21 protein-coding genes are annotated in these 25281 nt (G+C 51.3%); 3 read left to right on the top strand and 18 right to left on the bottom strand.

Going from position 1 to position 25281, the window contains the following annotated elements:
* Nucleotides 1-17: 17 nt before the first annotated feature.
* From LX87_RS22950 to LX87_RS22940, 3 genes are all read right to left on the bottom strand, one after another.
* On the bottom strand, nt 18-929 hold the full coding sequence (locus tag LX87_RS22950) for a dihydrodipicolinate synthase family protein (RefSeq protein ID WP_111630641.1): 912 nt from the start codon (nt 927-929) through the stop codon (nt 18-20).
* An 86-nt stretch (nt 930-1015) separates the two neighbouring features.
* A complete protein-coding gene (locus LX87_RS22945; RefSeq protein ID WP_111630640.1) occupies nt 1016-2488 on the bottom strand; it encodes a RagB/SusD family nutrient uptake outer membrane protein in 1473 nt (490 codons plus the stop codon).
* Between the two features lie 13 nt (nt 2489-2501).
* Nucleotides 2502-5696 (bottom strand): SusC/RagA family TonB-linked outer membrane protein, encoded by a 3195-nt coding sequence (locus LX87_RS22940; RefSeq protein WP_111630639.1) that lies wholly within the window; start codon nt 5694-5696, stop codon nt 2502-2504.
* A 199-nt stretch (nt 5697-5895) separates the two neighbouring features.
* Between LX87_RS22940 and LX87_RS22935 the strand changes: the two genes are divergently transcribed.
* Nucleotides 5896-6591, top strand: a complete 696-nt coding sequence (locus LX87_RS22935) for a FadR/GntR family transcriptional regulator (RefSeq protein ID WP_111630638.1) — start codon at nt 5896-5898, stop codon at nt 6589-6591.
* 437 nt (nt 6592-7028) lie between these two features.
* On the opposite strand, the gene LX87_RS22930 is transcribed toward LX87_RS22935, so the two are convergent.
* From LX87_RS22930 to LX87_RS22905, 6 genes are all read right to left on the bottom strand, one after another.
* On the bottom strand, nt 7029-9485 hold the full coding sequence (locus tag LX87_RS22930; RefSeq protein ID WP_111630637.1) for a TonB-dependent receptor: 2457 nt from the start codon (nt 9483-9485) through the stop codon (nt 7029-7031).
* 62 nt (nt 9486-9547) lie between these two features.
* A complete protein-coding gene (locus tag LX87_RS22925; RefSeq protein ID WP_111630636.1) occupies nt 9548-10201 on the bottom strand; it encodes a MarR family winged helix-turn-helix transcriptional regulator in 654 nt (217 codons plus the stop codon).
* 162 nt (nt 10202-10363) lie between these two features.
* Entirely contained in the window at nt 10364-10975 is a 612-nt protein-coding gene (locus tag LX87_RS22920; protein ID WP_170139433.1) for a DUF2490 domain-containing protein, read from the bottom strand.
* Nucleotides 10976-11047: 72 nt separating this feature from the next.
* Nucleotides 11048-11632 carry a hypothetical protein gene (locus tag LX87_RS22915; RefSeq protein WP_170139432.1) on the bottom strand — a complete coding sequence of 195 codons (585 nt, stop codon included), beginning with the start codon at nt 11630-11632 and terminating at the stop codon, nt 11048-11050.
* Nucleotides 11633-11843: 211 nt separating this feature from the next.
* Entirely contained in the window at nt 11844-12968 is a 1125-nt protein-coding gene (locus tag LX87_RS22910) for a Kelch repeat-containing protein (protein WP_111630633.1), read from the bottom strand.
* Between the two features lie 54 nt (nt 12969-13022).
* The gene (locus LX87_RS22905) at nt 13023-14339 is read right to left on the bottom strand and encodes an exo-alpha-sialidase (RefSeq protein ID WP_111630632.1); all 1317 of its coding nucleotides are present in this window, start codon (nt 14337-14339) and stop codon (nt 13023-13025) included.
* A 223-nt stretch (nt 14340-14562) separates the two neighbouring features.
* On the opposite strand from LX87_RS22905, the gene LX87_RS22900 reads away from it, so the two are divergent.
* Nucleotides 14563-15150: an RNA polymerase sigma factor gene (locus LX87_RS22900; protein WP_111630631.1), complete on the top strand. Its 588-nt coding sequence runs from the start codon at nt 14563-14565 to the stop codon at nt 15148-15150.
* Complete coding sequence (locus LX87_RS22895; RefSeq protein WP_111630630.1) at nt 15147-15938, top strand: tetratricopeptide repeat protein; 792 nt, start codon at nt 15147-15149, stop codon at nt 15936-15938. The genes LX87_RS22900 and LX87_RS22895 overlap by 4 nt, the downstream gene beginning before the upstream one ends.
* A gap of 9 nt (nt 15939-15947) precedes the next feature.
* Here LX87_RS22895 and LX87_RS22890 read toward each other — a convergent pair whose 3' ends face one another.
* The 9 genes from LX87_RS22890 to LX87_RS29010 all read right to left on the bottom strand — a co-directional run.
* On the bottom strand, nt 15948-17291 hold the full coding sequence (locus tag LX87_RS22890) for a LamG-like jellyroll fold domain-containing protein (protein ID WP_111630629.1): 1344 nt from the start codon (nt 17289-17291) through the stop codon (nt 15948-15950).
* A 21-nt stretch (nt 17292-17312) separates the two neighbouring features.
* The gene (locus LX87_RS22885; protein ID WP_111630628.1) at nt 17313-18221 is read right to left on the bottom strand and encodes a tetratricopeptide repeat protein; all 909 of its coding nucleotides are present in this window, start codon (nt 18219-18221) and stop codon (nt 17313-17315) included.
* 11 nt (nt 18222-18232) lie between these two features.
* The gene (locus tag LX87_RS22880; protein WP_111630627.1) at nt 18233-20401 is read right to left on the bottom strand and encodes a serine/threonine-protein kinase; all 2169 of its coding nucleotides are present in this window, start codon (nt 20399-20401) and stop codon (nt 18233-18235) included.
* A gap of 36 nt (nt 20402-20437) precedes the next feature.
* On the bottom strand, nt 20438-21184 hold the full coding sequence (locus tag LX87_RS22875) for a caspase family protein (protein ID WP_229310783.1): 747 nt from the start codon (nt 21182-21184) through the stop codon (nt 20438-20440).
* A gap of 38 nt (nt 21185-21222) precedes the next feature.
* A complete protein-coding gene (locus tag LX87_RS22870) occupies nt 21223-22032 on the bottom strand; it encodes a PP2C family protein-serine/threonine phosphatase (RefSeq protein ID WP_111630625.1) in 810 nt (269 codons plus the stop codon).
* Nucleotides 22033-22035: 3 nt separating this feature from the next.
* Nucleotides 22036-22584 carry an FHA domain-containing protein gene (locus LX87_RS22865; RefSeq protein ID WP_229310782.1) on the bottom strand — a complete coding sequence of 183 codons (549 nt, stop codon included), beginning with the start codon at nt 22582-22584 and terminating at the stop codon, nt 22036-22038.
* Between the two features lie 59 nt (nt 22585-22643).
* On the bottom strand, nt 22644-23594 hold the full coding sequence (locus tag LX87_RS22860; protein ID WP_111630624.1) for a hypothetical protein: 951 nt from the start codon (nt 23592-23594) through the stop codon (nt 22644-22646).
* A gap of 78 nt (nt 23595-23672) precedes the next feature.
* A complete protein-coding gene (locus LX87_RS22855; RefSeq protein ID WP_111630623.1) occupies nt 23673-24449 on the bottom strand; it encodes an FHA domain-containing protein in 777 nt (258 codons plus the stop codon).
* Nucleotides 24450-24990: 541 nt separating this feature from the next.
* The coding region (locus LX87_RS29010; RefSeq protein ID WP_211325358.1) for a hypothetical protein at nt 24991-25281 on the bottom strand (291 nt) is incomplete at its 5' end.

Below are 25281 nucleotides of genomic sequence, written 5' to 3'. Positions count from 1 at the left end.
TTTTCGGTTGGTCGGTTTTAGGGATTCACCAGCCCGCTGACGGCAGAAATTCGGTCGCAGATTGCAATGATGTCTTTCTCCGCCCAGGGTGTATTACCCATTCCTAGCGGAGCAATGGGGAGGCCAATGTCAATGCCGTGTTTGAGCTGCATGGCCTGTTGGAAGAACGTCCAGACATTTGGCAGAACCTCATTAATGATATCCTGAAAAGTTAGCATAAAGCGGCTTCCCAGTTCAAAGTTTCCTTTGACAAATTCTTCCCGAACGAACTTGCATTCCGGTCCCCAGAGATTGAAGAAACTTCCGATCGCGCCCGCCGTACCGCAGAGGGTGGCATGGCAAAACAGCTCATCGGCTCCGCTAAATAAGGTGAGTTTGTTTTCGGATAGGATATGCATCAGGCTTATCTCATACAGGTTCTGCGTGGTCAGCTTCATCCCGGCAATATTGGGCAACGCAAGGAGTTGCTGAATATATTGACGCGCATCCCCACCAAATACACTCTGGTTGCCAATATGATAGGGGTAGAACGGAATGTCGATGGCCGAGCCGACTGCCCGGTAGTGCGCTAATGTATTCTGTAAGCCACCCTGGTAATAAATCGGCCCAACGGTGGAAATGCCGTAAGCACCCAGTTTTTGGGCTTCTACGGCCAACCGGACGGATTCGTTGGTGTTGAGCGAACCCACCTGAACGATAACCGGTAAGGCTCCGTTCGCGGTTTCCAGAACTACACGGGCAACTTCTCCACGTTGTTTTTCGGTAAAAAGAAACCCCTGTCCCGTTGAGCCCAACAGATAAATCCCGTCAAGTTTTTGGGTGATGCACAATTGAACTATTTTTTCAAGCTCCTGCAAATTGGGGCTTCCATCAGGGTTGACCGGTGTAAATAAGGCAGGCCACAGGCCGCCTAAAACGGGTTGCGTCATGAGATAAATATGAGTACGTATTGTTTCGTTGTTAGAGGCATAGTTGTTAACCGGTTGTTAAGCCAGCTAACAACTACGCCTGGAGGCTATTCGTAGCCCGGATTCTGAACCAGTTTGGAGTTGCGGCCCAGGACGGTTTCGGAAATCGGCCACAGGAGCAGATTGTTCTGTCCTTTGCGGTCGGCGAGCGATGGCACCAGGTCGAAGGCTTTGTTGAACCGGACCAGATCCCACCAGCGTTTCCCTTCGAAAGCCAGCTCGAACAGCCGTTCTTTCAGAATGGCGTCGTCGTTGGCGGTTTTGCTTGATGACACAAACCGGTGTTTCTCAAACTGATCACCGTAGGCCCGCTGACGGACCAGGTTAATTTCCGCTGAGGGGTCCTGCCCCAGCGCGTTTTTGGCTTCCGCAATCATTAGAAGCACATCGGCGTAGCGGTAAATGATGATGTCATCCAGAAACCGCCGACCGTTGGCGTCGACATAACCGCTGAATTTGGTCATGATTGACGTGTAATAAACTGGATTTCCCTGCGCATTCTTGCCGTAAATTTCCACAAACGACTTGTCCTTACGTTTGTCGTCGGCCGAAAACTGCTTCCGCATGGTTTCGGAAGGGGCCCACCAGTTAAAACCACCCCCGAGGCCGATTTTTTGCAGCGTAGCCGCATCGACGCCCGGTGGTAAATCGGCATCACGGATGTACATATCACCGGCGTAGTTGTTGACGGCTTCCAGCTCATTATACCGGACCGAAAACAAAACCTCCTTGTTGCCCTTGTTAGCATTGTTGAATACATCCGCGAAGTTGGGCAGTAAGGAAACATCGGATTGCTGGACTTCCCGTAATGCCGCCAGGGCCGTATTGAGGGCGCTTTCTCCACCGTTCCGTCGTTTGGCAATCCAGAGGTAAACGTCTCCTTTCAGGGCGTTGGCGGCCGGTTTTGACCACGCACTCCGGCGGTTTGAGTTGGCGTTGTTCGGGAACAGTTCCAATGCCTTATTCAGATCGGCCGTAATTTGGTTGAACACTTCCTCCTCGCTGGCCCTTGGTTTGTAAATGCTCTCCGGGTCAGACGATTCCGTTGGTTCGAGCATCAGGGGCGTTCCCCCCCAGGTGCGGACCAGAATGTAATACAGGTACGCCCGCATGGTGTAGGCTTCGGCCAGGATGGTGTTCTTGTTGCTTTCCGAGGTGAACGAAATAGTGGACCCGTATTTTAGAATCAGGTTTACATCGTGAATAATCGTATAGATGCTTCCCCAGTCAGGACCCGGCGCGGTGATTTTGTGCAGCCGGTTCTGGAAATACGGAATCCGGAAATCGGCATTGAGAATACCCGTTCCCATGATTTCGCTGCGGGCTTCGCCGAGGTAATATAAATTGAAGTTGGTGAAGGCCCGGAAGCGGACGTACATCCCGTTGCGGGCGCCGATCACGTCGTCCTGGGTTTTCCAGAAAGATCCCGCCGTGATCTGACTTTTTGGGGTAATATCCAGCTCTTTGCTACAGGCGAGGAAGAGCGTGCTGGCTAACAGGGTGATTATAAGATTTTTCATGATCGTTTGCTGCTTAGAATGACACATTCAGACCAATGATGTAGTTTCTCGGAACCGGATACCGTCCGTTGTCCTGACCGCCTTCTTCCGGATTCAGACCAGAATATTTGGTGAAATACTTAAGGTTGTTGGCGGTGAAATTCAGTCGCAGGTTGTTCAGGCCGATTTTCGAGGTCAGGGCTGAAGGAAAGCTGTAACCCAGGGTGACTTCGCGCAACGCCAGGAAGTTTCCTTTTTCGAAATAGTAGGAGTTCTGGCGGAAGAGATTGCTCTGTACCTGCTGATCGGCGTAGTAATAACGGGCAATATCGGTCTGGTCACCCGCTTTTTGCCACGAACGGAGGATGTCGGTCGAGGCATTGTTTTCACCCACAAACTGCCCGTTGTACATGGCGCGGGTATAGTTGTAAATGGTATGCCCCAGCGTATAGTCGGCCCGAATGGTCAGGTCGATGTTTTTGTACGAGAGGGAGGTCGTTGCTCCGCCAGTTACCCGAGGGAACGGATTCCCCAGGTATACCCGGTCGTAGGAGTTGATTTCGCTGTTGTTGTCCACATCCAGCCAGTTGACATCGCCCCCGAATTTGGTTTTATCGGCCAGCGGAACAATGATGTCGCGCGGTGCGGCAGCGGCTTCTTCGTCGGTTGCAAAAATACCGATCTGCTTGTAGGCATAGTAATCGCCGATCCGGCCACCTTCCTGCAAGCCTCCGCGCCACTCGATCTTACCGGTCTCCGGATCGTAGACCTGCACACCACCGACGCGGTTTCGCTCGTTGCCGTTGTCGGGTAGTTTCAGGATTTTCTGCTGGTTGGTGGCTATGTTGAAGCTCGCGTTCCAGTTGAAACCAGATTGGGTCCGGAGGATGTTACCCGAAATTTCTACTTCGACCCCCCGGTTTTGCAGGCTACCGTAGTTGGTCAGGATGGATGTAAAACCGGTTTCCAGCGGCAATTCGAGGTTCGTCAGCAGGTTATCCGTGCGTTTGTTGAAATAATCCACCAACAGATTCAGCCGTCCGTTGAACAAGCCGATGTCCATCCCGACGTCGTACGTCTGGGTCTGCTCCCATTTGAGGTTCGAGTTCGGAATGACGGTATTCTGGATACCGGCTGCGCCGTCGTAGCGCGTCCCTACACTGTAGGTGCCCTGGGCCTGGAAATCACCCAGTTGGCCGAGGTTCCCGTTTACTCCGTAGCTCGACCGCAGTTTGAGCGTATTCACGAGCCGGGCAACGCCGAGGTCTTTCCAGAACGATTCGTTGTGAATGTTCCAGCCCACCGACGCGCCGGGGAATAACCCCCATTTATTGCTGGCTCCGAGGTTGGAGGCCCCATCGTACCGTGCGGTGAGCGACAGCAAGTACTTGTGGGCGTAGTTATAATTGGCCCGGCCAAAAAAGCTGAGAATCCGTTGCTGAGTAACCGAACTACTAACGGAAAGCGGGGTGGCCGATGCGTTCAGGGTCGGGATGATGTCGGTGGAAGCTCCCTGCCCGGTTGCCGACAGCGCTGATATTTTGCGGTCGAAATACGAACTGCCGAACATGAAATCCAATCCGTGGTCGTTGATGGATTTGGTGTACGACAGAATGGCGTCAACCTGCTGCTGCCAGTGGGTAGAACGGGAGGACGTTGCGACCCGGGAGTCGATGAACGCCAGCGGACCGTTCAGGTACGATTGCTGGAACGAGTTATTGTCGGCACCGACGAGATACAAGGAGGCAGACGGTTCGAAGGTAAGTCCCGGTAAAATATTCCAGGTCAGACCCCCGCCCAGTGTCAGGCGGTGCAGTTTATTATCGTTCGGAAACCGGCTGAGGTGATAGAGGGGGTTACCGATCGAGCGGTTAAAACCGGGCGACAGGGTGCCATCCTCGAAATACAGTTTGGCCGTGGGTGGCAGGGCCAGGGCACGCTGAAAAATCTGGTTCTCGCTGAAAACCTGGTTGTTGCCCGAGTTGGTAAAATTGGTGAAGGCATTCACTTTCAGATTTTCGCGCAGTTTCAGATCGCCACTAAAGTCGAACGTAAACCGTCGGAAATCCGTGTTGATCGTAATTCCCTGGGCTTTCAGGTAACCGAGGCCGAGGTTATAACTCCCTTTTTCCGTGCCGCCAGAGGCTCCTACGTAATAGTTTTGCGAAACACCCGTGCGGAACAACACATCCTGCCAGTCGGTATTCTTGAAAATCAGGGTTTTGGTCGGGTCAGCGGGGTCAGCAATGCTTTCCCAGCCTTCGTTCAGCTTGTGCTGGTTATCGGGCGATAGGTATTGAACTGTCGAGTAAGTCCGGTTGCTCAGGTCATTGCCGGTGCCGAAGCTGTTGGCAATCGACAGGACACTCATGCGCTCCGGAATTTTCATGGCTGAATTCAGCACCCCTAGCCGTCCGTAATAGACGTAATCCCGCGCCGACATCATGTTGTAGCGCTTGGCCAGTTGCGAGAACGTGGTGTTCTGCCGGAAGGTAATCAGCATTTTGCCGGCTTTGCCTTTTTTAGTGGTAACGATAACGACCCCGTTGGCGCCCCGTGCTCCGTAGATGGAGGTCGACGAAGCATCTTTGAGCACTTGCAAGGTTTCGATATCGTCGGCATTGATGTCGTTCATGTCCGAACGAATGACACCGTCGATGATGTAAAGGGGTGAAGAACCGTCGGGGTTGTTGATCGACGTCCCCCCGCGGATAATCACGCGGGGAGCGGCTCCCGGCTGGCCCGTGGTCGTTTGCACCCGAACGCCCGGCAGCGTTCCCTGGAGGGCTGAAGCGGCATTGGCGTACGGAATATTTTCCAGCACCTTGGTATCCAGCTTCGAAATCGAGGTCGTGACGGTTTCCCGCGATTGCGAACCGTAGCCCACCACGACCACTTCATTGAGGGTCTTTTGATCGGGGTCCAGCGTTACGGTAAGCTCGATTTGATTACCAAGATTAACTTCCGACGTTTGGTAGCCAATGTAGCTGAAAACAAGTACGCTGCCATTGGCGGCATTGATGGTAAACTTTCCATTTGCATCGGTTGTCACGCCGGTTTGGGTCCCTTTAACAACAACTGTCACAAAAGGCAAGGGGTTTTGGTCTGCGCTTGAAGTAACGGTTCCGCGAACCGACTGACCTTGTGCTTTCGCGTATACTCCCAGCCCAATGCAGCACCAGCAACATAGGATAAAAGTTCTTAATACGGTTTTTAGCGGTGTTTTCATGGGGGTAAAGGATTAGATCATAGAATGATGTAACGGGTTTGGGCAGTTAAGGCAAATTAGTTTTTATCTTTTCATTTGTAGGACAAATGTAATATTAGTATTTTAACTTCAATAAAATTGTATCAAAAAAGATATACTCCTTCAAAAAGTACCCGCTTTACTACCGGATTGCCTTACCTTTGTACCAAACTAATAGAAGATGAATACCAAATCTGGTCTGCTTGAACCGCTGGAGAGTCTGTCGATGACGGATCGTGTTGAAAACAGTCTGCGGGAATTTTTTACCGAGAATGCCTTTAAACCCGGCGATCCTTTACCGAATGAGCAGGAGATTGCGCAACGGTTAAACGTAAGCCGAAATGTGGTGCGGGAAGCCCTAAGTCGATTGCGGATGCTGGGAATGATTGAAACACGTCCCCGACGGGGAATGGTCATGGCTCAGCCGGATCCGTTGGCTAGTATCGAAAAAGTACTTAACCCACTGATTTTAAGTCAGAGCAGCCTGAATGATATTTTCGAACTTCGTTTGATTCTGGAGATGGGTATCGCCGATTTTCTATTTGCCCGCAAAACGGCGAAGGCACTGGATGAGCTGGAATTGATCGTTGAAAAGCAAAAAAAACTGCCTTTGCTTTCCAAAGAAGATGAGATTGAGTTTCATGGCAAGTTGTATGACATGACGGGCAATGAAACGTTCCAGCGATTTCAAAGTTTGTTATTCCCGGTTTTTGAACACGTTTTTACATCCTTGTCGAAACCGGGAGGGCATGCCGTGATTAAGGATCCGGTTTCTCATTATGATTTATTTAAAATATTGAAAGAAGGCACCTCCGAAGAATTTCAACAAGCCATGCGGATTCATCTATCTGTTTATTATAATACGATTAAAGCTTAAATCCGGCCTTTACCTCTCTTCATAGAGCTGTAGGGTTTTCGGGTAGATCTGCAAACGGAGCTGGCGGTAGATCAGCTGACAGAAATTGCTGTTTATCCGAGTTATAAGGTCAGTTGTATCGAGTATGTCCAACAGTTGAGATCATACATAAGCTTGAAAGCAGGCGTGGTTATATGCCACAAGGGGATCATTGGCCCGTCGAAGGAAGCTTTGGCGGGCTCATCTTTAGTTGCTTCAGCCGAAGGCCGGGTTGAGGCCGGAGGTTTATCTTCTACAAGTTGGGGAGGCACCCAACGTTCAGCATCGAACGCTGCTGAAAATCCCCTGAGGGAATTTAACATGAGGAGATGAAACGCAGACAGCCCCGTGAGCTTCACGGGGCTGTCTGCGTTTCTTTAAGCCAACGGGTGATATAAGAATGAATAGAGTATCCAGAATCAGAATTCCAGAATGAAACCAATGGTCGGCGTTACGAACGGGTCGGCGCTGTTCAGCACAGTGGGAATGCCGTTTTGACCATCGGATTGCAGGGGCTTACCGTCGGTGGTGAGGTAGCCCGAACCGTCGGGGGCGCGGCTTAGTACGAACTCGGGATAGCCGGGTGTAGGCAGCACAAAGGCATTCTGCACGTCCAGAAACAGGTCGAATGTAAACCGGCGGGCGTTCCACTTCTTGTCCAGGCGGAAATCGAACTGGTTCAGAGCCCGTAGCCGGAGCGTATTCAGTCGGCTATAATCCAGTACGCCCTCACCCAGCGTCAGGAAGTTACGCTGCGACTGGGCCAGATCGAAGGGGGTATAAGGGGCGCCACCCGCGTAGCGGTATTTCAGACCCATCTCCCACCCCCGACGAAACTTCCGTCCCAGCAGGCCCGAAAACAGGTGACGATTGTCCCAGGCCGAGGGCCGCAACGCGCCATCGCTGCCCGAGAACTCCGAGCGCACATACGTATATGAGGCCACCACAAACAGATTCTTGACTAACTTCTGTTGAAAAAATACCTCCATGCCGTAAGCCCGTCCCCGACCCGTGCTTGTAACGGCTTCGTTGCCAATGGCGTTGAAGTTATTGCCCAGGTTAGCCAGCGAAATACCGTTGCGCACCGACACCGGATAGCGGCTGTACTGCTTGTAGAAGCCTTCCACTGTAAAGCGGGTGGTTGGTTTGGGTAAGTATTCAACCCCCGCTACGTAATGGTTGGAGGCAATGTAGTCGACGTTGCGGTTGATCAGTTGTCCCGACTCATCGCGGAAGCCCAAAACCGTATAGGTGGGTATTTTAAAGTAGCGGCCAATCGACGCGTTCAGGCTCCAGCGGTCGTTGAGCGCGTAGCTAACTGACAGCCGGGGCGAGAGTGTCCGCAGGGCATTCAAGCCGTTGTCCGTGAAGGTGTTTACGTCGGTTCGCACGCCCATCGACACACCCAGCCGGTTATCCAGCCACGAGCGGCTCACCTGCCCGAATAGCCCAAATCGGGCAAAGTCAATAGTCGACAGCGAACGGACCCGTTGGGCAGGTGTAATGACGGTGCCCAGCGAATCGCGCACCTCGTTGCGCAGCCCGGCGGCCAGGTCGTTGCTGAACTGCACATACTGCGCTACCAGGCCCATTGAGTACCGCCAGCCGTTTACGAACTGATTGACGTCCAGGCGCAGCTTGTTTTCCGTCTCCCGGGAGCGTATCCGCAGCACCCGCGCTGATTCGTCGCCGGTACGCCCGTCCTCAAAGCGGTCGAGGGCATTGTCAAAGGCATTGCGGCTCAGGGCAACGTTGAGGTAACCGTTGGAAATTAGCCGCCGGAGGTTCAAACCGCCCGTGTAGTTCCACTGGTTGATTAAGGGGTTGCGCCGGATGACAAATTCCTTGTCGGGGGTTGTCTGACGTGGCACACCGAAACGGAACTCATCAATGGCCCCCACACCAAGGACGGTCAGCGTGGTTTTCTTGTTAATGCGATGGGTAATTTTGGCCTGGAAATCCCAGTAATTGGGCCGGATGGGCAGGTCAATAAGCTGGAAGAAATATTGCAGATACGACCGCCGGACCGAGGCCAGAAACGTCGTGTTGCTAGCCAGTGGCCCCTCAGTGGTCAGGGCCGCTTCGGTGCCGCTGAGCCGAAAGTTCCCCTGTAGACGGTTGGGGTTACCTTCGCGCTGCCGGAACTGGAATACCGACGCCAACACGTTATCGTAGCGGGCATCGAAGCTGCTCGACGCCAGCGTGACGTCCTCAATAAAGGAAACGTTGAGAATGCCCTGCGGACCACCCGTACCGCCCTGTGTCTGGAAGTGGTTGATCAGCGGAATCTCAATACCGTCGAGATAAAACACATTTTCGTTGGGCGCCCCGCCCCGGATAATGATGTCGTTGCGCAGGCCGCCTACCGAGCCGCCCACACCCGGCAGGGTCTGAATAACTTTCGAGATGTCGAAGTTACCGCCGGGGTTGGTCTTGATTTCTTCGGTGGTCAGACGCTGAATGGAGTTGGGCGTACTGATCGACGATACGGCCGCCGTGGCGCGGTTAGCCGTGACAACAACCTCCCCCAGCCGCTTGCTTTCTTCTTCCAGCTCAAAGTTGCTTTCGTTAGCGTTACCCGACGAGACACTGATGTTAAACTTCTCCCCAGGCAGGTAACCTACGTAAGTGGCCTTCAGGTTGTAGCTACCTACCGGCAATTCCAGCCGGAAACGCCCATTGGCGTCCGTGGTAGTACCTTGTGGTTGCCCGGTGGGCTGAGTCGCGTTGTCGACCTGCACCGTTACACCCACGAGCAGTTCCTGGGTGCTCCGGTCCCGGACGCTGCCAATGATAATTCCGGTGGGCGTGGTTTGCGCCAGAACCGATAAGGACAGGCAACTTAATAAAACAGTGTACCAATGTAAAAGCTTCATTCCATGTAGTGATATTTTGTACCATTAACACGAGCGCATAAAAAAAGTTGTACGATATCGTACTATTTTTTTGGGGTCACATGCTCCAGTAGTTTTTCGATGGGCTCATTGCGCTCGTCGAGGAAAATGGGATTGTGGAATTGATGCAGTTTCGTCAGCAGGTAAACCAGTTGAGTCTTCTCGGTGTCCGTCAGGTTACCGCCTACCAGTGTAGCGACCTGGCTCATGCGCGGCATAAGGTCAAGCATTACAGCCCGGCCCCGGTCGGTCAGTTTGAGCCGCTTGGACCGGCGGTCGTTCGGATCGTCGAACTGCTCAATCAGACCGTGGGCCAGCAGTCGGCGGAGAACTTCGGTGCCGGTGGTTTTTTCGTGGATATTCCGCTCAATTAAATCAGTTTTTGTCGGTAAATCGCCCTTTCTCAGAAGGATAACCAGGTAGGTGAAGTCGTCGAGCGTTGTCAGGGGTGAAGCGTCAATGACTTTTTTGCTGTATAGCCGGGCGTAGCGATACAGATACGAAACCATGATACTGATAAGCGTATCGGGTAACACCTGCCCAAACGCCCCTTCCTGTTGTGTATTGTGGACGGGTTGTGCAGCCTGGTTAAGCAGCCAGGTTGCAAAACTGGCTACCGTCTGCTGCTCGGGCGCTGACACATCCCGTTCAAAGTTTTCTGCGTAATCGAGTAGCTGCTTGAGAAAATGGTAGTTCATGGTTGCGTTGCCTGTGATAAAGCAGTCGACCCGCCCTGTTTAACTCACAACAAATATAGTATGTTTTTGTACATAATTTGTTGAAATTAGTTGCAGCGGATTTACGGCTTTGTCGAAAAGAATAAGCAGGGTACCCCGGAAGCGTTTACCTCTCATTGCGGTTCAGATGCTAACAAACAAACCGATGGTTGCCCAAAGCTGGTGTGCTTTTTCGGATTGATTAAATTCATTGACACGGTATTCCAGACCCAGTTCAATCTTATTGGTATCCGCCGAGTTATATCCCAGAGCCAAAGCGGCCCGAATCTCCAGGTCGGTGGTAGCGTTGGACCAGATGCCCAGGTATTCATTATTAAATTTTACATACATCTCTTTGGGGTCGATCTGTCTTCCATTCAGGGCTTTTTCCATTCCCAGCCGGTACCGAAGCCGGACTTCGGCAGGTTTGCCGGGCTGGAATGTCTCGTCGGTCACCACACGATGAGCCAGTATAATCATGTCAAGCGCATTAACATAATTAAATTGCTGGATGAGTCGATGGGTAAATTCACGGTCTTCCAACCGGAGCAGGTAGCCACCGCCCAGGGTCGTATTAACAGTTAGTTTCCGGGTAAGAACCAGGGCCAGATCCGTACGCTCATACCGGAATTGATTGGTTGCCACTTCGTTCAGCTCTTTTTCAGCAAAGATTTGCCGTGATTCCAGTTTCGTATTGAGTTTAAACTTTTTGGCAACCGGCAAAGTAACATTCAGTTGAGTAAGCGTACCCCTCATGTACTTGTGTTGAGAAAAGGCGGGAATGAGTCCCAGAAACAAAAGGCAGAAAGCAATTAGAGCCGGATACATTTAGTAAATCAGGTTGTCAGTATTACGTTGTATAATCTCATGAATACTCACCACCTCACCACTCTTCTCACAAAGTACTTCATAGTAGTTGGTAATCCGTTTTTTGCTGGCCTTCAGGATTAATTCATAGCGGACTTGTACCGACTTAGGGGCGGTTTCGGCTACAAGTGCCTGCTGTAAGATGCTTTTATCGGCCTTCCACTGAATTTGCGTTTTTACCACTTTGAACTTATCAAATTCCCGGTTTAACCGTTTCGTCAGAACTGCCCGGGTTTCGGAGGGAATGGCATTAAAGCTACTTCTAATCTCCACGTCCTGAACCTCGCCGGAGGGGTCAAACTCAATGCTGTACCGTTTCCCGGCTACCTTGAATTTGGCTTCTATTGTTTTTTGCTTCAGGCTTTCCTCCCCGTACCAGTGAATTTTGGCTCCTTTAAAAACATCCCGAATAAACTTGGATGCCTTTTCCGGAACCGCACTGGGTTTAATCGTGTATTCCCGTTCATATTTCTGCTGGGCCAGGGACGGCATCGCCAGACATAGAACGCAAACGGACGAAAGTAAAAACCTGTTTAATCCTGTCATATCGTTACGCTAAATTACCCTGAAAGTTAAGCAGGCCCGGTAAGTCAGCCCGTGCCTGCTAATTAAAGGGCTTTTCTGAAAACTATCTACTTCCGGCAACGGATGGCTTCCTGATGGCCGGTAGTTTTCGCAAAAAATAAGTGGTCGGTGCCGTTATAACTACACCAACCACTTTGAATGGCTTTTTGATTTGATAAACGTACTACTTTAATCAATTGGGTGTATATTCCAGTAATTGATGAGCCTGATTGATAAAATAGGCTTTCCCGTTCAGGTCGGTCCCTAACACCAACGGGCTGGAAAGGGCATCAGAAAGGGCATCAAATTTCTGCCACTGGTTCGTAGCGGGCGTGAAACTGACCAACTGGCCGTTATTCATAATGATATAACCCGTCTGGTCCAGAGCGAAAGCATAACGTGCTAACATTAAATTGTAGTCTGGGGAAGGGGTTCTAAGGGTTTTGCTGACAACCATGGCCAGACTGTCCGGTTTTTCCGTGACATTAAATTCGAAGAACTCGCGGGACAAAACCTCTTTACGAACGTCCTCATACCCGGAAAAGGGTTCACCGATAGACGAATGGCGGGTATCACCCCCTCCCGTATAAATCCGGTTATTAATCGCAAATCCGAAGCCTCTCTGACGAACAACCCGGCTGGTCATCAGTTGCTTTTGCATTTGTTCGTCATGAATCTGGGGAAGTGGCGGAAGATCCGGAATCGTTATACTGACGGGATTCCACCCTTTTGCCGCGTCATAAAGTGCCCCTCCAACGTTAAACCGATAGTGCTGGCTACCAGATCGATACAGTCCCCATAAGACAATTCCTTTCTGATTGTAATGGAACGAAGTCGCTCCGGCACCAAAACGGGTATAGGCTAAAAAATCGTAACTTGGTGGCGACTCAATGGTTTGCCAGCTATCTGTAACCGGGTCATATTCATAAAAATTCCTGGAATAAACTTCCTGACCAAAACTGGAGTTGGGAGCGGTCTCACCGGTTGTTGATAAGCCAACGTATACTTTATTGTTTACGGTGAAGCAACTGAGTCCATCGGTTAATTTACCGGGAAAATCCTTTTTCGGTTTCCAGACATTCATCGCAGCATCATACTGCCAGAGCTTGGTCAGAAGAAGGGGGTACTGACTATCCCTGGTACCGGTTCCAGCGTAGAGATTACCCTGAAGATTGACGAGAAAAAACGGTGTGGACCCGGGCAGTTCAGCTAAGGTTCGCCAGCCGCCGGAATCCTGCGGACCAGGATGGTCGTTTAAGCAACCGCCTAAAAATAAACTAACTGACAATAGAATAAAGAAAGTAATCGATCGAAACATAATAGATTGAGGTTAAATAAGATGCGTAAATAATTACTACGTGCTTGGGATTAATTAATGATTGAGGGACGGTTCTAATCTGTAAACCCGGTGGCGCTGGCCGTTCGGATTACTGCCGAAATCGGTAACCGAAATGAGGAGTTCCCCCGAACCATCCGCCGGAGCGTTTACCAACCGTACCTGCTGTTTGGTGCCGTCAAATTCCAGCACCCGGTTCCAGGTCTTGCCCCCATCCTGCGTACACATGATTAAGCTCCGGGCCTTTTCCGAGAGGCAACTGTAGGAAGCCGCCCAAATTTCGGTCCCGGACGGCGATTGGCGGCAAACCATGTTCATCACCGGACTACGCCGGTATGGGTCAGGCAACACCCGCTTTTCCAGCCGTTTGCCGTCGTGCGTCTGGACGATAAAATTGGTTCCGCCCAAATAATCACTGCCGAATAACACCCCTTCGCCTGTTTCTGCCATGGCCGTATAACCACCCGTCTGGTGATGATACCGGGTCAGCAAACGCCAGCCGGTTTTTGGGGAAGCCGTCTTTTGGGTAAGGTCAGCCAGTGCGCGGTTGATCCATAACTGCTTTTTATTATCGCCATCGGTCAGCAGAATAGCTTTCAACACCGACGAGTATTTGACTAGATGAATGTGTTTGTTGACACCCTGCCGGATCAGAAAATCCGACATCTCCCAGCGATCACCGCCATCGGTCGAGAAGTATAAAAAGGCCAGGTTCTGCCAGGTTTGCCCTTGCCAGATTGATCCGTACTCCCCGATCAGGAGCGTGCCATCGGGCAGTTCGGTCATGCCGTTGTTGAACAAAAAGTAGCTGATGGAGGACGAAAACGGCAAAACCGGTTTGAAGGCAACACGCTGGTGATCGCTTTTGTAAACAATACCGTTGGAGCAGACGAACAGCGCATTCTGCCGACTGATAAAAAGCGAGGTGATCGGGTGCTCAAACTCATGCACAAGCGTTGCCGACTGGCTCTGTTCATCACTGCAATACAAAGCGTTCGGCTCGGAAAAGCGGCTGCCCCACCGCAGGCCGTCGGTGGTTTGCAGACAAAACTTCCAGTCAATGGCTATGGGCCGGAAGCACAGGCCATTTTCCCGTAAGAAGGAACTGGTCAGCATCTGGTCTGACGTTGTATGCGGGTGGTCGATCAGCAAACCGGGGTGCTGGGTAAAGCGGATATAGCGATTGGTAAACTGGTAGAGATAAAGCCGGTGGGTGATTTCCCACAGGATAAACGAGAAAAGCTCGCGTACCTTACCAACCCGGCGGATGTCGAGCCAAAATCGCCAGACATGCCTGAGGGTATCGGGACCGGGGTTTCTGAGCAGCGCAAAATACTTTGATGAGACATCCATGAGGTAGTTATTTTACAGGTAGTGGCTACGAAGTGGTTTTTGAACCGATTTTGGAAGTATATCGGGGGCACACGGAATAGGTGAATGGAAAGGGATTTACTTTTTATCAATTTATTTGCCGATCCACCGATTACCTTTTCATGCCTTTGCCGATTAATCAAATAACCGTTGGTTCGTAGATTGGCAGGGAGTCGGGTTTTATCTTCGTCTGTATCTCTTTTTTATGGCAATCCGACCGCTGCCGGTTTACGAAACCGACCAAGATTTTTACCAGGCCCTTCTTCGGCGCGAAGAACGGGCGTATCAATTTTTATATTCGACGGTATTTCCGTCTTTCCGGAACTGGGTACTTACCAACAATGGGACAGAAATGGATGCCGAAGATGCGTTTCAGAAAGGGCTGATGAATTTTCTGCTGAACCTTGAAATCGGCAAATACCAGCTCCAGGCGAGTGCGCGTATTACAACGGTAGCCTTTGAATATTGCAAACGGGTCTGGCTGACGGAACTGAATTCCGCCCGGCTTCGGCACCATGCTCCCATGCCCACCCGGATTGATGCTGTCGATACGGGCGATGTGGAGAAGGATCTGGAACGAATGACCATTGTCAGCGCCGTACAGAAGTCGTTGCACCAGCTAAAAGATGTCTGCCGGAACCTGCTGGAGTGGTTTTATGTCGAAGAACTGTCTTTACGGGACATTGCCCAGCGGCTGGGAATGAAAGAAGAATCCGTTAAATCGAAACGGTATCAGTGCGCGGAGCGGCTGAAAGAACTGTACCTGCAAACCGCCAAGAAGGAAGGGTTATGAAACTGTCGGAAAACCAATTTGAGTTAATTGAAGCCTATTTAAACAACGAATTGTCGGCGATGGATCGGGCTTCGTTCGAAAACGATATTCAAACCGATGCAGACTTGTCGGCGGAAGTAGATCGCCAGCGGGAGCTCCGGCTGGGCCTTCGGGCATTGGGCATTCAGCAACGGCTTGAGCAGACCCGAACCGCCTATAAAGCTTCTTTATCCGCCAGTAAACCAACGGCTGAACAACCGGCCCCGGTGCGTCCTCTCCTCCGCTGGCCCTACTGGGCTGCGGCTGCGTCGGTGGTGGTGGTCCTGGGAATTGGCTACTACGCTTACGAGCAAACCGCCAGTCGGCAGGCGGACCTTGCCCTCACCGAAACCGTGACGGCCAATGCAAACGACGACTTACTGAAAAGTTTCCCCACTGATCAGGTTTCCGCCCAAACACGGACAACCTTTCTGGACGCATTAACTAATTACAAAGCGGGCCGGTACGACCGGGTTATCGAGCAATTAAAGGTCTTGCCCGCCGATAAAAAAACCGTAGCGTATAAAAACTATTTGCTGGGGTTGAGTTATCTGGCCAATAAGCAGGCGGCCCAGGCCATTCCGCTGCTGGTAAAAGCCCGGCAAACCTCCTCGAACGAACTGCACCGCAAAGCCGAGTGGTTTTTAGCCCTGGCCTACGTCAAGAACAATCAAAAAGAGCGAGCCTTACCCCTACTGAAACAAATCAGTGCGGATCGGACTCACCCTTATCAATCGCTGGCGCAGCGGGTGCTCAGGAAGATTCAGTAACGGTATTGTTTATTGGTTATACAACGCCTGAACCTCGCTGGCTGTTAGTGCTTTACGGTAAATGCGAATGTCATCCAGCGAACCATAAAAGTAATTGGGGAACTGGGCGGATTGGGCGCCAAATTTTAACTCCCCACCCGGACATTCATCAATGGTATTTTTTGGTAACGTGGCTTTGGTATAAAGGGGCGCACCATCGAAATACATCTGGGCGGAATTTCCACTGTAGACCATCACCACATGGTGCCACGTATTGAGCGGAATACTGCTCGTAAACGTAAAGGTTTGCCAGCCGATGCCGCCCTGGCAGTTGCTGTTCTGCTTGATATCGGTGTTGATAACAATGTCCGGCGCTCCAGTATTGGGCCGGATCAGGGAGCTGTACATTTCAAAAGCACCGTCACTAAAGCGCGACTTATTATAAATCTGCATACTACGGTTGACCGTGATGGGCTTGATCCAGATGCTAACCGAGAGCGACTGAGGGCGTAAGGTGCTGTTCTCGTTCATATAAAAGTAGTCGTTCTGACCATCCAGCTGAATCGCGGAGTTGGCTTTTCCTTTACGGTCTTGCACAAATTCTGGGTTACCAACCAGCGTGACATGGTTGTTGTTCCCACTGGCATCCGACTGGGACCCCTCGGTGAAGGATATGGCGGCAATCAAATCCTGCGCGAGTGTGTCGATCTGCGTTGTGAAAGACTCGGTTGTCGCGCTGTACACAACTTCGCCGGACGGTAATTTGGCGTAGGCCCGGCAATAGTATTTCGTGTTGGCCGTTAAACCCGTTAGTTGGACGGTTAGTGTACTGCCCACCGTTGGATTTGCCGCCCGAATAACGGAGTCATTACCCACCTCAGGCGTGGGATTACCTGATGAATAGCAAATACCGTATTCAACCGCAGCCGGATTGCCGGGATGATTAATCACAAAACTCACACTGGCGTTGGTCACGCCTACAGAGGCAGGTTGCAGACTCAGCGCTGGTTTTACTTCTTCAATAATCTCCACCGTGCGCGACAGGATGGTTTCATTATCGCAGGTATTTGAGAGTGTGGCTTTAACCGAAAAACTACCCGCTTCCGGATACGTATAGCTCACGGTCAGGCCCGTGGTAACCGTCGTGCTGCCGTTACCAAAATCCCAGGTAACCTTGTCGATGGTTCCGGCACTATTGGAAATGGAAAAATCAACTTTTTTCTGTTGAATCTGGGCGTTGAGGCTACCCGCCGGTTTCACACAGTTGCGTTGCGTTTTGCGGCCGGGCAGTTCCCAGGTTTCGCAGCTCAGAAAAACACCTCCCAGGAGGCACACCAATAGACTACTTACTAAAAAGGTAGAAATAGATTTCATCAGATCAGATGATAAAAGTAATCAGAATGAATACCGAACGGCCAGACCCCAGGATTGCGAAGCCGGTTGCCAGCGAAATGCCGAAGGGCGGGGCCGGGGTTTCCGCACCAGCAAATACACTTCGGCCAAGGTAGCCACGGCGGCTACTCCAACACAGGCCGTAAACAAGCCGTTCTTCTGTTTAGCGGCTTCAGCGGCTTTATAGGCATCCTCATATTGACGGTATAAATCACGGTTGTCGATGATGCCCGTACCGTTGGGATCGGCTTTCTGACTGATCTGATTCAGGGCGCTCAGTTTCGATTGATAGTCATTCCGTAGCAGCAGCGCAAAAGCCCCCGCGCCAACGGCCACCACCCCGGTAGCTACCTTTAGACCAATTCGTTTGGTGGGTTTTGGTGTTAGAATCCTTTCAATGTTCTGAATCTGGATTTGCAGGGTTTCCTTTTTGGTCGCGTTGGCAAACTGGATGGCTTCTGTATAATTCTGCCGGGCTTCCTGGTAGCGTTTTTGGTTAAACAGCTTATTCGCTTCGCGCTCGTAGTGGTCGGCCAGTTGCCCCATCGTAATCGCATCCTCGGGATTCAGGTGAAGCAGTTGGTGTAACAAATCAACCGCCTGACTACTCTGCCCCTGCCGGGTGGCATCCTCCACTTTCTGGCGTAAGGTCAGCCCTGTGTTGCATTCTTCAATCCGTTTTTTGGCGTAGGCGTCGTTTTCGAAGCCGGGTACTTCAAGGCAATTCTGGTATTGCCGACGGGCATCCTGATATTTGCCTTCTTTAAAGAAATCATCCCCTCTCTTTTTGTACCGATCATACTCCTCATCGACCAGCTGGACGACGCTATGGGTTCGGGCCAGCACCGGGCTGGCGGACAGCCCTTGAGTCAGCAGAAGGCAAAGAATAAACAGACGTAATGGTTTACTCATCGAATTAGATCCTAGTTAGAACATTGTTTAATTTTTCGGCGAACCTCCTCCGTATCCTTTAAGGCTTGTGCCACCAGAAACCAGTCTTTCGCACCTTCAAATTCGTCCCGATTGAAATAGCTTTGACCCCGACGCATACAATCGGCATAGGCCGCATCGGCTTTGACGGTATTCAGATCGTGTTCTCTGGCCAGTGTCTGGGCATTGGTAAAGGTCGCTGCTGCCCTGGCTTTGTTATTACTGCCAATTGCTTTGGTGCCTTCCTCCATCAGCAGTTCATACCGGTCCTGAAATTCCTTCTGTGCCTTTAGACGCTTATCATCCTCCGAAGGTTCGATTGGGTTAGCTGCAACATCGGGCGTTTGTTGGGTATTATTCCCCGCTGGATTTTTCTCACTTTTTTTGCTTTCCTGCTCGGCGGCATTCCGCAGGTCCATTACGTCCTGGCGGGTCGGGTCCAGTAGAAGGGCGCTGTTTGTCAGCATAAGGACGGTTTCGTAATCTTTCTGTTCAAAAGCTTGGCGCGCTTTTCCCAGAGCCACATTAACCCGCTTACTATGAGCGGCTTTGGTATCCACAAAAGAACCGGGCTCAGTGCGTTCTGCCGGTGGTGTATCCCCTACGGTATTGACCACTTCCATAGCATCAGCAGTTGTTTTTACCGATCCGGAGGACGGTTTTTGCCCCTGAACAAGGTGGCCATCGACGGGGGGCTCCTGAGTAAAATACCAAACCATCCCTCCTATCAATACCGTCGCCGGGGCAATAAATCGCCACGGAAAGCGCCATCCTGAAGGTTGGGCTACCGGTTGTGACACTACTTTTTTGGGCACCGCTTTTCGCGGAGAAACCGCCGGAGCGACCACGAGTTTCGGGGGTGTCGTCTGCTTTTTTAGCCTGGGTGTCGGAACGGGTTCGGGCGCAACGGGCGGAGGGGCAAAAAGATCGGTGCTTTCTGGCACATACACATCCGTCAATTCCGCTGCGGCCTCTACGGTTTTGGGACGAAGCTGTTCTATGCAGAAAGCCAGTCCACGAACGGCGGTTTCCTGCGCCGGATCAAGCTGCAACACCTGCTCATAGCGGTCTTTAGCCCCCTCCATCTGCCGATAGGCCACTAAACGGTCGGCTTCATGGAGCAGATGCGTAATGTGCTGCTGCTGAATGCCGGCTTTGCACTGAGCTATTTTCTTTTCCGCTTCCGGATGATTTTCCCGCCTGGCCAGCACCCTCTCATACAGCGCCATTGCCTGTTCGTAGGCTTGCCGCTCGACGAGTTTTTCGGCCTCCTCCATCAATGGCGGAATCTGGTCCAGCAGGTCCAGCAGTTCTTCCTCCTTGCGAACCCGCGCGTGAATATCCCGTACCAGACACCGCCGGATCATGGTCTGGTAGGGTTCATTGATCTCGGCAAGCCGGGGTGGTAACTCTACCGTGACAATCTTCTTTTCGATTTCGCGCCGAATGGATTGCTCACTGGCGTTGCGCAACTCGGACCGAAACGGCTTTTCGCCCGTTAGCATTTCGTACAGAATAATGCCAAAGGCCCACAAATCGAGGTTAAAGCTGACTTTACTGCCTTCAATTTGCTCGGGGGCCTTGTACGATGGCGTTCCCCGCCCGTCGCTCAGATCAAAATCGGAGGCATCAAGCTCGTCATCACTGACTAGTTTACTCAGTCCAAAATCAGCAATTTTAGGAATAAACCGTCCGGCATTATCGCGGGAAATCAGAATGTTGGCGGGTTTGAAATCGCGGTGAACAATTCGATGGCGGTGTAAATGCTGCAACCCCAGCAAAATACCCTTCGTGATGTCATACCGTTGAGCAGGCGTCAGGGTTTCGCGCTGGAGCAAATCCGCCAGATTACCATCCGGATAGTATTTCATGATGGCAAAATCGCTGATGCTGGTATCGGTTTCCAGCCGGTAACAGGCATCGTAACGGGCAATATTAGCCTGTCGGGGCACGCGTCTGGCCAGCTCTACCTCCGCCTTGAGTGACTTTAAATCATTGCCTTTAAATTCACTGATTTTAATGGCAACCCATTCGGTTTCAAGCTGATCTTCCACTTTAATGACACGGCCATACGAACCACTGCCCAATGATGCGCCTGGATCATTGGGCCGAATGGGATACCGTCGTTTAAACTCTTGAAAGGACGTAAACGTCTGGGCCATTAGCTGAAATTAGTGTGCATCAATCCTGTTAATTTTTTAAAGGTGCGATAAGGCCAGATCATCGGAAAAGCGGCCGTAAAACACCGGTGCCTGTTTACCCCGCGTGATTTGTTTCACCTGCGGAGACACGTAGCGATGCAATTCCCGAATGGTTACGATTTTGTCACGATTCAAATCGGCCTGTCCATACAGGCCCTTCAACAAATAGTGCGTAAAAGCCCCACCGGCCAGCCGCCCGGTTTCAACGGCGCTCTCTGTCGACCGGCTGGCCAGCAGCATCGCGACGGTACCTGTTTTACCGCCCTCCCTGGCTATCGACTCCGCCAGCGTCTGCGATTGGGTTGACTGGGTCATACCGCCCGACAAACAGGCGTCGGTAATGCATAATTTGGTGGATGCCTTCGATGCATGAAAAGCGGCTTTGATGGCCCGGTAGGTCAGCAACCGCGTATCATCGCCGGGCTGGGCATCATAAGGCACTAAGCTATCCGGCATTCCGTGGCCCGAAAAGTAGAGGATCACGCGGTCGCCCGCATCGGCCTTTCGAAACAGCCGAAGTGCCTCAAAGATGTTAGCTGACGTTGCCTGCCGGTTTGTCAAAAGCCGGATGTGAGAGGTGGCAACCCGGCCTCCCCAGCGACTTTGCAGAAATTGAATAAATTGCCGGGCGTCTTTATCGGCGTACCGCAGATCTCCGTTGGCGTACGTAAGTGCCTGATAATCGGAAATACCGACCACAACCGCGTACGTCTGCCCGGTAACTGCGGGTTGCGGAGGCATCATTCCTAACCAAAAGCCAAGTAACCAAAGTGTTAGCATAATCAGGGGACTGCAACAGGTTTAGGCACCGGGGAGGTTTGTTGTACGTTCTTAACGCTGATTAAATAGCCCGAATAATTGTCTTTTGTTTTATCGTGGCACAGCGCCAGTAACGACGCTATTTTGGCCTGATCCGGCACGGGTCCCGATACAATGGCTTCCAGCGCATAGTCATCAATTTGCTCTAAAACGCCGTCGGTACACATAAAAAAAGAATCCCCGGCCCTCACATCCGTCAACACGCTTAACTCCGGCTCGGGCACCGCCGACGGTCTGGGCACCTCCCCGGCATTGACGACCACGGCCCGGCTAAGCCGGTTTCGCCAGGGGTGCGTCTGCGCCTGCACGGCGGTGATGATGCCGGCTTCCACCATGTCATTGACCTGTTTGTGGTCTTTGGTCTGGAAGATGATTTTTCCACCGCGCACCTGATAAACCCGGCTGTCGCCCAGATGCGCGACCGTTGCTCCCTGCTCATGAAACTGCAACAGGGCGAGCGTCGAACCCATACGGTTGACAAATGGGTGCTGCTTCAAATACGCGTAGTAGGCCGCGTATGCCTGCTCCAGGGCAGCCTTTAAATGCTCCCCATCAAAAACAGGAAAATGGGCCGTTTCGGCATAGGCTCCAATCTCCCGGCAAAGCAACTGGCTGGCAACTTCTCCTTTATCCGCTCCTCCCATTCCGTCGCAGACCAGAAAAAGCGGTGATGAATCATCGGCCCCCTCTACCGCCGGATAGACGGTATCCTGGTTGCTGGTCCGCTGTCCAATGTGCGAAAAAGCTACGGGGCGATTTATGGTAATGTACATAGGTTACTCGGTCCGGTCGGGGTTAAAGGCAAGTTCAACTTTGTAAGTAGTTAGCATGGCTGGCGGTATGAAATAATGCGTCAGCCGAAATCGATCTGCTCCCCCGAGCGTTATAATTCCGTCATGATTCAGATCAATCTGTTCGGTTTTCTGTAGTAGCGATCCATTCAGATACGTGCCGTTCAGACTAGAGCGTATTTCCGGCTGGTCCGGTTCGGGGGCTCCATCCTGAAGCTGATAGCGTAGCTGGCCACTCCATTGGTCAAACGTAACGGTTAGTGTACAATGCCGACGGCTGATGAAGCAACGGCCCTCGTGGATAAATCGCCCGACCTGTACCGTACACGACTCGGAGGTGCCGATCACGTTCGGGCCGAATTGCAGCGGGTACGTTACTTCCGGGTGTCCCAGATAGGTCAGGGAGCCAAATCCGGGCAATCCCTGCACGATGGCCTGGTCGTAGTGAAAAGCCGTTTGCAAACGGTTATCGGCCCCGCAACCCACGTGCGAACACCGGATGGTGCCACGCTCGGCGTCGGCAGCCCGGACCATGATACGCCGACCACAGGATAAACAATTAATAAGCGTTATTTTAAAACCGTTCATGCCCATTACTCATCCATGTCGCGCACATCGCCGTTATTAACATACGTGTCATCTTCCGGTTCCTGCAAATTGGCCAGGTAGGTAGTTTCGTCTTCGCCCACACCCTCGAATTCGGTTGGCAAATCCGGGGCAGTTTCCGGTGCGGGAGCCTCCGGTTCGAGGATTGAATCGACCACTTCCTGAGCCATCGCGTTTTCCAGAGAATCGCTAAAGTCGTCATTGGACAGGATAAAAGGCTGCTCCAGACGAACCATGCTTACCACCTCTCCATCCAGGGAATTATACTGATAAACCGTATCCAGACCGGCATCACCGGTTGCATCCACAACGCGGTAGATGTGTCCATCGCCCCCATCCAGCACGACCGTGTCAATGATACCGTCCTGATCAAAATCCAGCCCCATGACCGGCTGGCCGTTCAACGAGCCCTCAATAATGGTTGGCTCAGTTTCCGCCGGTATAGCCTGATCTTCTGCGGTTTCCGTTTGGTCCGTAGCCGGAATGTACGGCTTAACCGGAAGCTTTTCACCCCGAATCATTTCGGTGAATTCCTGCCGCTGCCCGAGTGACAAACTCCCCCACTCTTCTTTCTCAAACGTATTGTACCACCGTCCCTGCCAGTTGAAAACACCACCTATGCCTACCTCTTCACGCGCTGACCTGAATGCCTGATCAAAAGACTGGGTATCTGCCACCTTTCCGGCTACGTTAATTTCAACCGGCAGGTTTGGTTTAGGTTCGCTTGCGGCATTATTCCTTTCTATATCCGTCTCTGCGTTGGGTTGCTTCTGAATCTCGTCAGCAACCGTATAAACCCCACCGCCCAATAGCATGGCGGCTGCGGATATCGCTAGGATCTTCTTTTTGCTTAGCGAATCACTTTTGGCGGAGTCAGTTGCCTGGGGCAGCGGATATGCATCAGTGTGCAGGTCTGTCTGTTCGGATGGGTTTACCATGGTTTAAAGGCTTTAAAGTTATTGATGCCTATGTATAGAGGTGCCTCGCAAAAGGTGAATGATGAAGTGCAGTTTTTTTTAGTTAACCCAAACCGCCTGACACCGCCGACACGTTTTTTGCTGGGCAAGCAACTCCCACTCACGCGTTCCGAAGGGGTCCCGGCAGGCGGGATTGGGACACCGGTATTTTTCCCGGTATTCTTTATCAATAATTTCCAGCTTTTCGTCAGTTGACAGCAGGGTTGAACACAACGTCGGAATTAACATACTTAGACCTGCTCCCGACATCAGTTGGATAAACGGTACGGCCCCACCCCCCGTTGTCAATACGGCGCTGACCCCCACCAGAGAGGATAGAATAACGCTACCTGTCCGAATCATTTTTTCACGGTTTCGACAGTCCCGCCGGAGTTTAGGATACTGTTCATAAACCTGTTGTAATTCCGCAAACTCAGGGGCAAATTCCAGCGTTGCGTTTGCTTTACTTGCCCGGTGCGGTTCAGGCAGAACTTTTCTGGTTTCTACGGACGAGGGATGCTTGTCCACCAAAAGGCCAAGTAGCTGTTTTACGGTGTATTCCGCATCAGCAAAGCGTATTTTATCATCCAGCCCAACCACTTTCCGGCTAATCCGTACATCATTAACAAAAGTGCCGTGTTTGCTGGTCAGATCTTCCAGCATAAAACAGGACGCCGAACAGCGAACCAGGCGAGCGTGCTGCCCACTAATCTTACCGTTTGAAAGAATGATTTCATTCTCCGGCTTTCGGCCAATACCGTATGTCGGTAATGAACTGAATGTTTCAAGGAATAGCTCAATCTGGCCTTCAGGCGGTAACGCTGGCAAATGAGACATGACACTGGCTAGGCTTCAAAGATTAGTCTAGCAAAATAAGCTAATTTACTTAATTAGCTGAACATAACTTTTTAAACGGTTAAACATACTCATTGCGGGTAAAAACTTGATTCACTGTTGAAAATTAGCCATTGATCAGACAATCAGCAGTTATTTAATGGAAATGCTATGCAGAGCAAGGACGGTTTAACAAATTTTGAAAAGTGATAGAAGATAGTTGGTTTCTGTTTTTTTAAAATCCCACATAGAGTTAATAAAAGCAAGATGTAGGGCAGTAAGTAGAAACAACCATACACCAGGCCCAGCGGTGACAGGGTTTACAATAGGGCGATAGGATCCGTTTGGTTTAAATAGGCCAGAGCGGTAGACGGTATGACGATGAGTTTTTGAAGCCAAAATTTCCGTTCTTTAGAAGCATTTGCTGGGTGTGGAAGAATACCGGTTTTTTAAGGCGTGGTGGTAGATTTTAAAGAGCGAAAGAGCGAATGCGCGAAAGGTGAATCGCAGATGTAAAACGTTTACTTTTGGGTTCTTCCGCTCTTTATAGGGCAGGAACGATATCTAACGGCCAATTTTTTAGAAGGGCTATGTCGTCGGTCGGCTGATTTGGGTTCTTTGACATACTATTTAAAAAGGTTGCAAGGTCTCTAGTTGTCAATAATGGGCTGACAGTCAGCGGGTCGTCGATCGGCAGGGGCTTTCGTACCATTGCCGGTCGACGCTCGTTTATCGTTGATGGGGCTAAACAAAACCGCATTCCGGCTTTACAAAGCCTATCTTTTTGTCGTATTTTCACGGCTTCTAATCGTACCTGAGTGGAATTTAAATCGGA

The sequence above is a fragment of the Larkinella arboricola genome (assembly GCF_003259745.1).
Taxonomy (GTDB): domain Bacteria; phylum Bacteroidota; class Bacteroidia; order Cytophagales; family Spirosomataceae; genus Larkinella; species Larkinella arboricola.
Note: the sequence above shows the minus strand (reverse complement) of the source record. Positions and strands in the feature narration are given on the sequence as shown.

Bases quoted from the DNA above. Each gene is read 5' to 3' on its own strand.
- LX87_RS22950 (WP_111630641.1), bottom strand. From the start codon at position 929: ATGACGCAACCCGTTTTAGGCGGCCTGTGGCCTGCCTTATTTACACCG.
- LX87_RS22945 (WP_111630640.1), bottom strand. From the start codon at position 2,488: ATGAAAAATCTTATAATCACCCTGTTAGCCAGCACGCTCTTCCTCGCC.
- LX87_RS22940 (WP_111630639.1), bottom strand. From the start codon at position 5,696: ATGAAAACACCGCTAAAAACCGTATTAAGAACTTTTATCCTATGTTGC.
- LX87_RS22935 (WP_111630638.1), top strand. From the start codon at position 5,896: ATGAATACCAAATCTGGTCTGCTTGAACCGCTGGAGAGTCTGTCGATG.
- LX87_RS22930 (WP_111630637.1), bottom strand. From the start codon at position 9,485: ATGAAGCTTTTACATTGGTACACTGTTTTATTAAGTTGCCTGTCCTTA.
- LX87_RS22925 (WP_111630636.1), bottom strand. From the start codon at position 10,201: ATGAACTACCATTTTCTCAAGCAGCTACTCGATTACGCAGAAAACTTT.
- LX87_RS22920 (WP_170139433.1), bottom strand. From the start codon at position 10,975: ATGAGGGGTACGCTTACTCAACTGAATGTTACTTTGCCGGTTGCCAAA.
- LX87_RS22915 (WP_170139432.1), bottom strand. From the start codon at position 11,632: ATGACAGGATTAAACAGGTTTTTACTTTCGTCCGTTTGCGTTCTATGT.
- LX87_RS22910 (WP_111630633.1), bottom strand. From the start codon at position 12,968: ATGTTTCGATCGATTACTTTCTTTATTCTATTGTCAGTTAGTTTATTT.
- LX87_RS22905 (WP_111630632.1), bottom strand. From the start codon at position 14,339: ATGGATGTCTCATCAAAGTATTTTGCGCTGCTCAGAAACCCCGGTCCC.
- LX87_RS22900 (WP_111630631.1), top strand. From the start codon at position 14,563: ATGGCAATCCGACCGCTGCCGGTTTACGAAACCGACCAAGATTTTTAC.
- LX87_RS22895 (WP_111630630.1), top strand. From the start codon at position 15,147: ATGAAACTGTCGGAAAACCAATTTGAGTTAATTGAAGCCTATTTAAAC.
- LX87_RS22890 (WP_111630629.1), bottom strand. From the start codon at position 17,291: ATGAAATCTATTTCTACCTTTTTAGTAAGTAGTCTATTGGTGTGCCTC.
- LX87_RS22885 (WP_111630628.1), bottom strand. From the start codon at position 18,221: ATGAGTAAACCATTACGTCTGTTTATTCTTTGCCTTCTGCTGACTCAA.
- LX87_RS22880 (WP_111630627.1), bottom strand. From the start codon at position 20,401: ATGGCCCAGACGTTTACGTCCTTTCAAGAGTTTAAACGACGGTATCCC.
- LX87_RS22875 (WP_229310783.1), bottom strand. From the start codon at position 21,184: ATGATGCCTCCGCAACCCGCAGTTACCGGGCAGACGTACGCGGTTGTG.
- LX87_RS22870 (WP_111630625.1), bottom strand. From the start codon at position 22,032: ATGTACATTACCATAAATCGCCCCGTAGCTTTTTCGCACATTGGACAG.
- LX87_RS22865 (WP_229310782.1), bottom strand. From the start codon at position 22,584: ATGGTCCGGGCTGCCGACGCCGAGCGTGGCACCATCCGGTGTTCGCAC.
- LX87_RS22860 (WP_111630624.1), bottom strand. From the start codon at position 23,594: ATGGTAAACCCATCCGAACAGACAGACCTGCACACTGATGCATATCCG.
- LX87_RS22855 (WP_111630623.1), bottom strand. From the start codon at position 24,449: ATGTCTCATTTGCCAGCGTTACCGCCTGAAGGCCAGATTGAGCTATTC.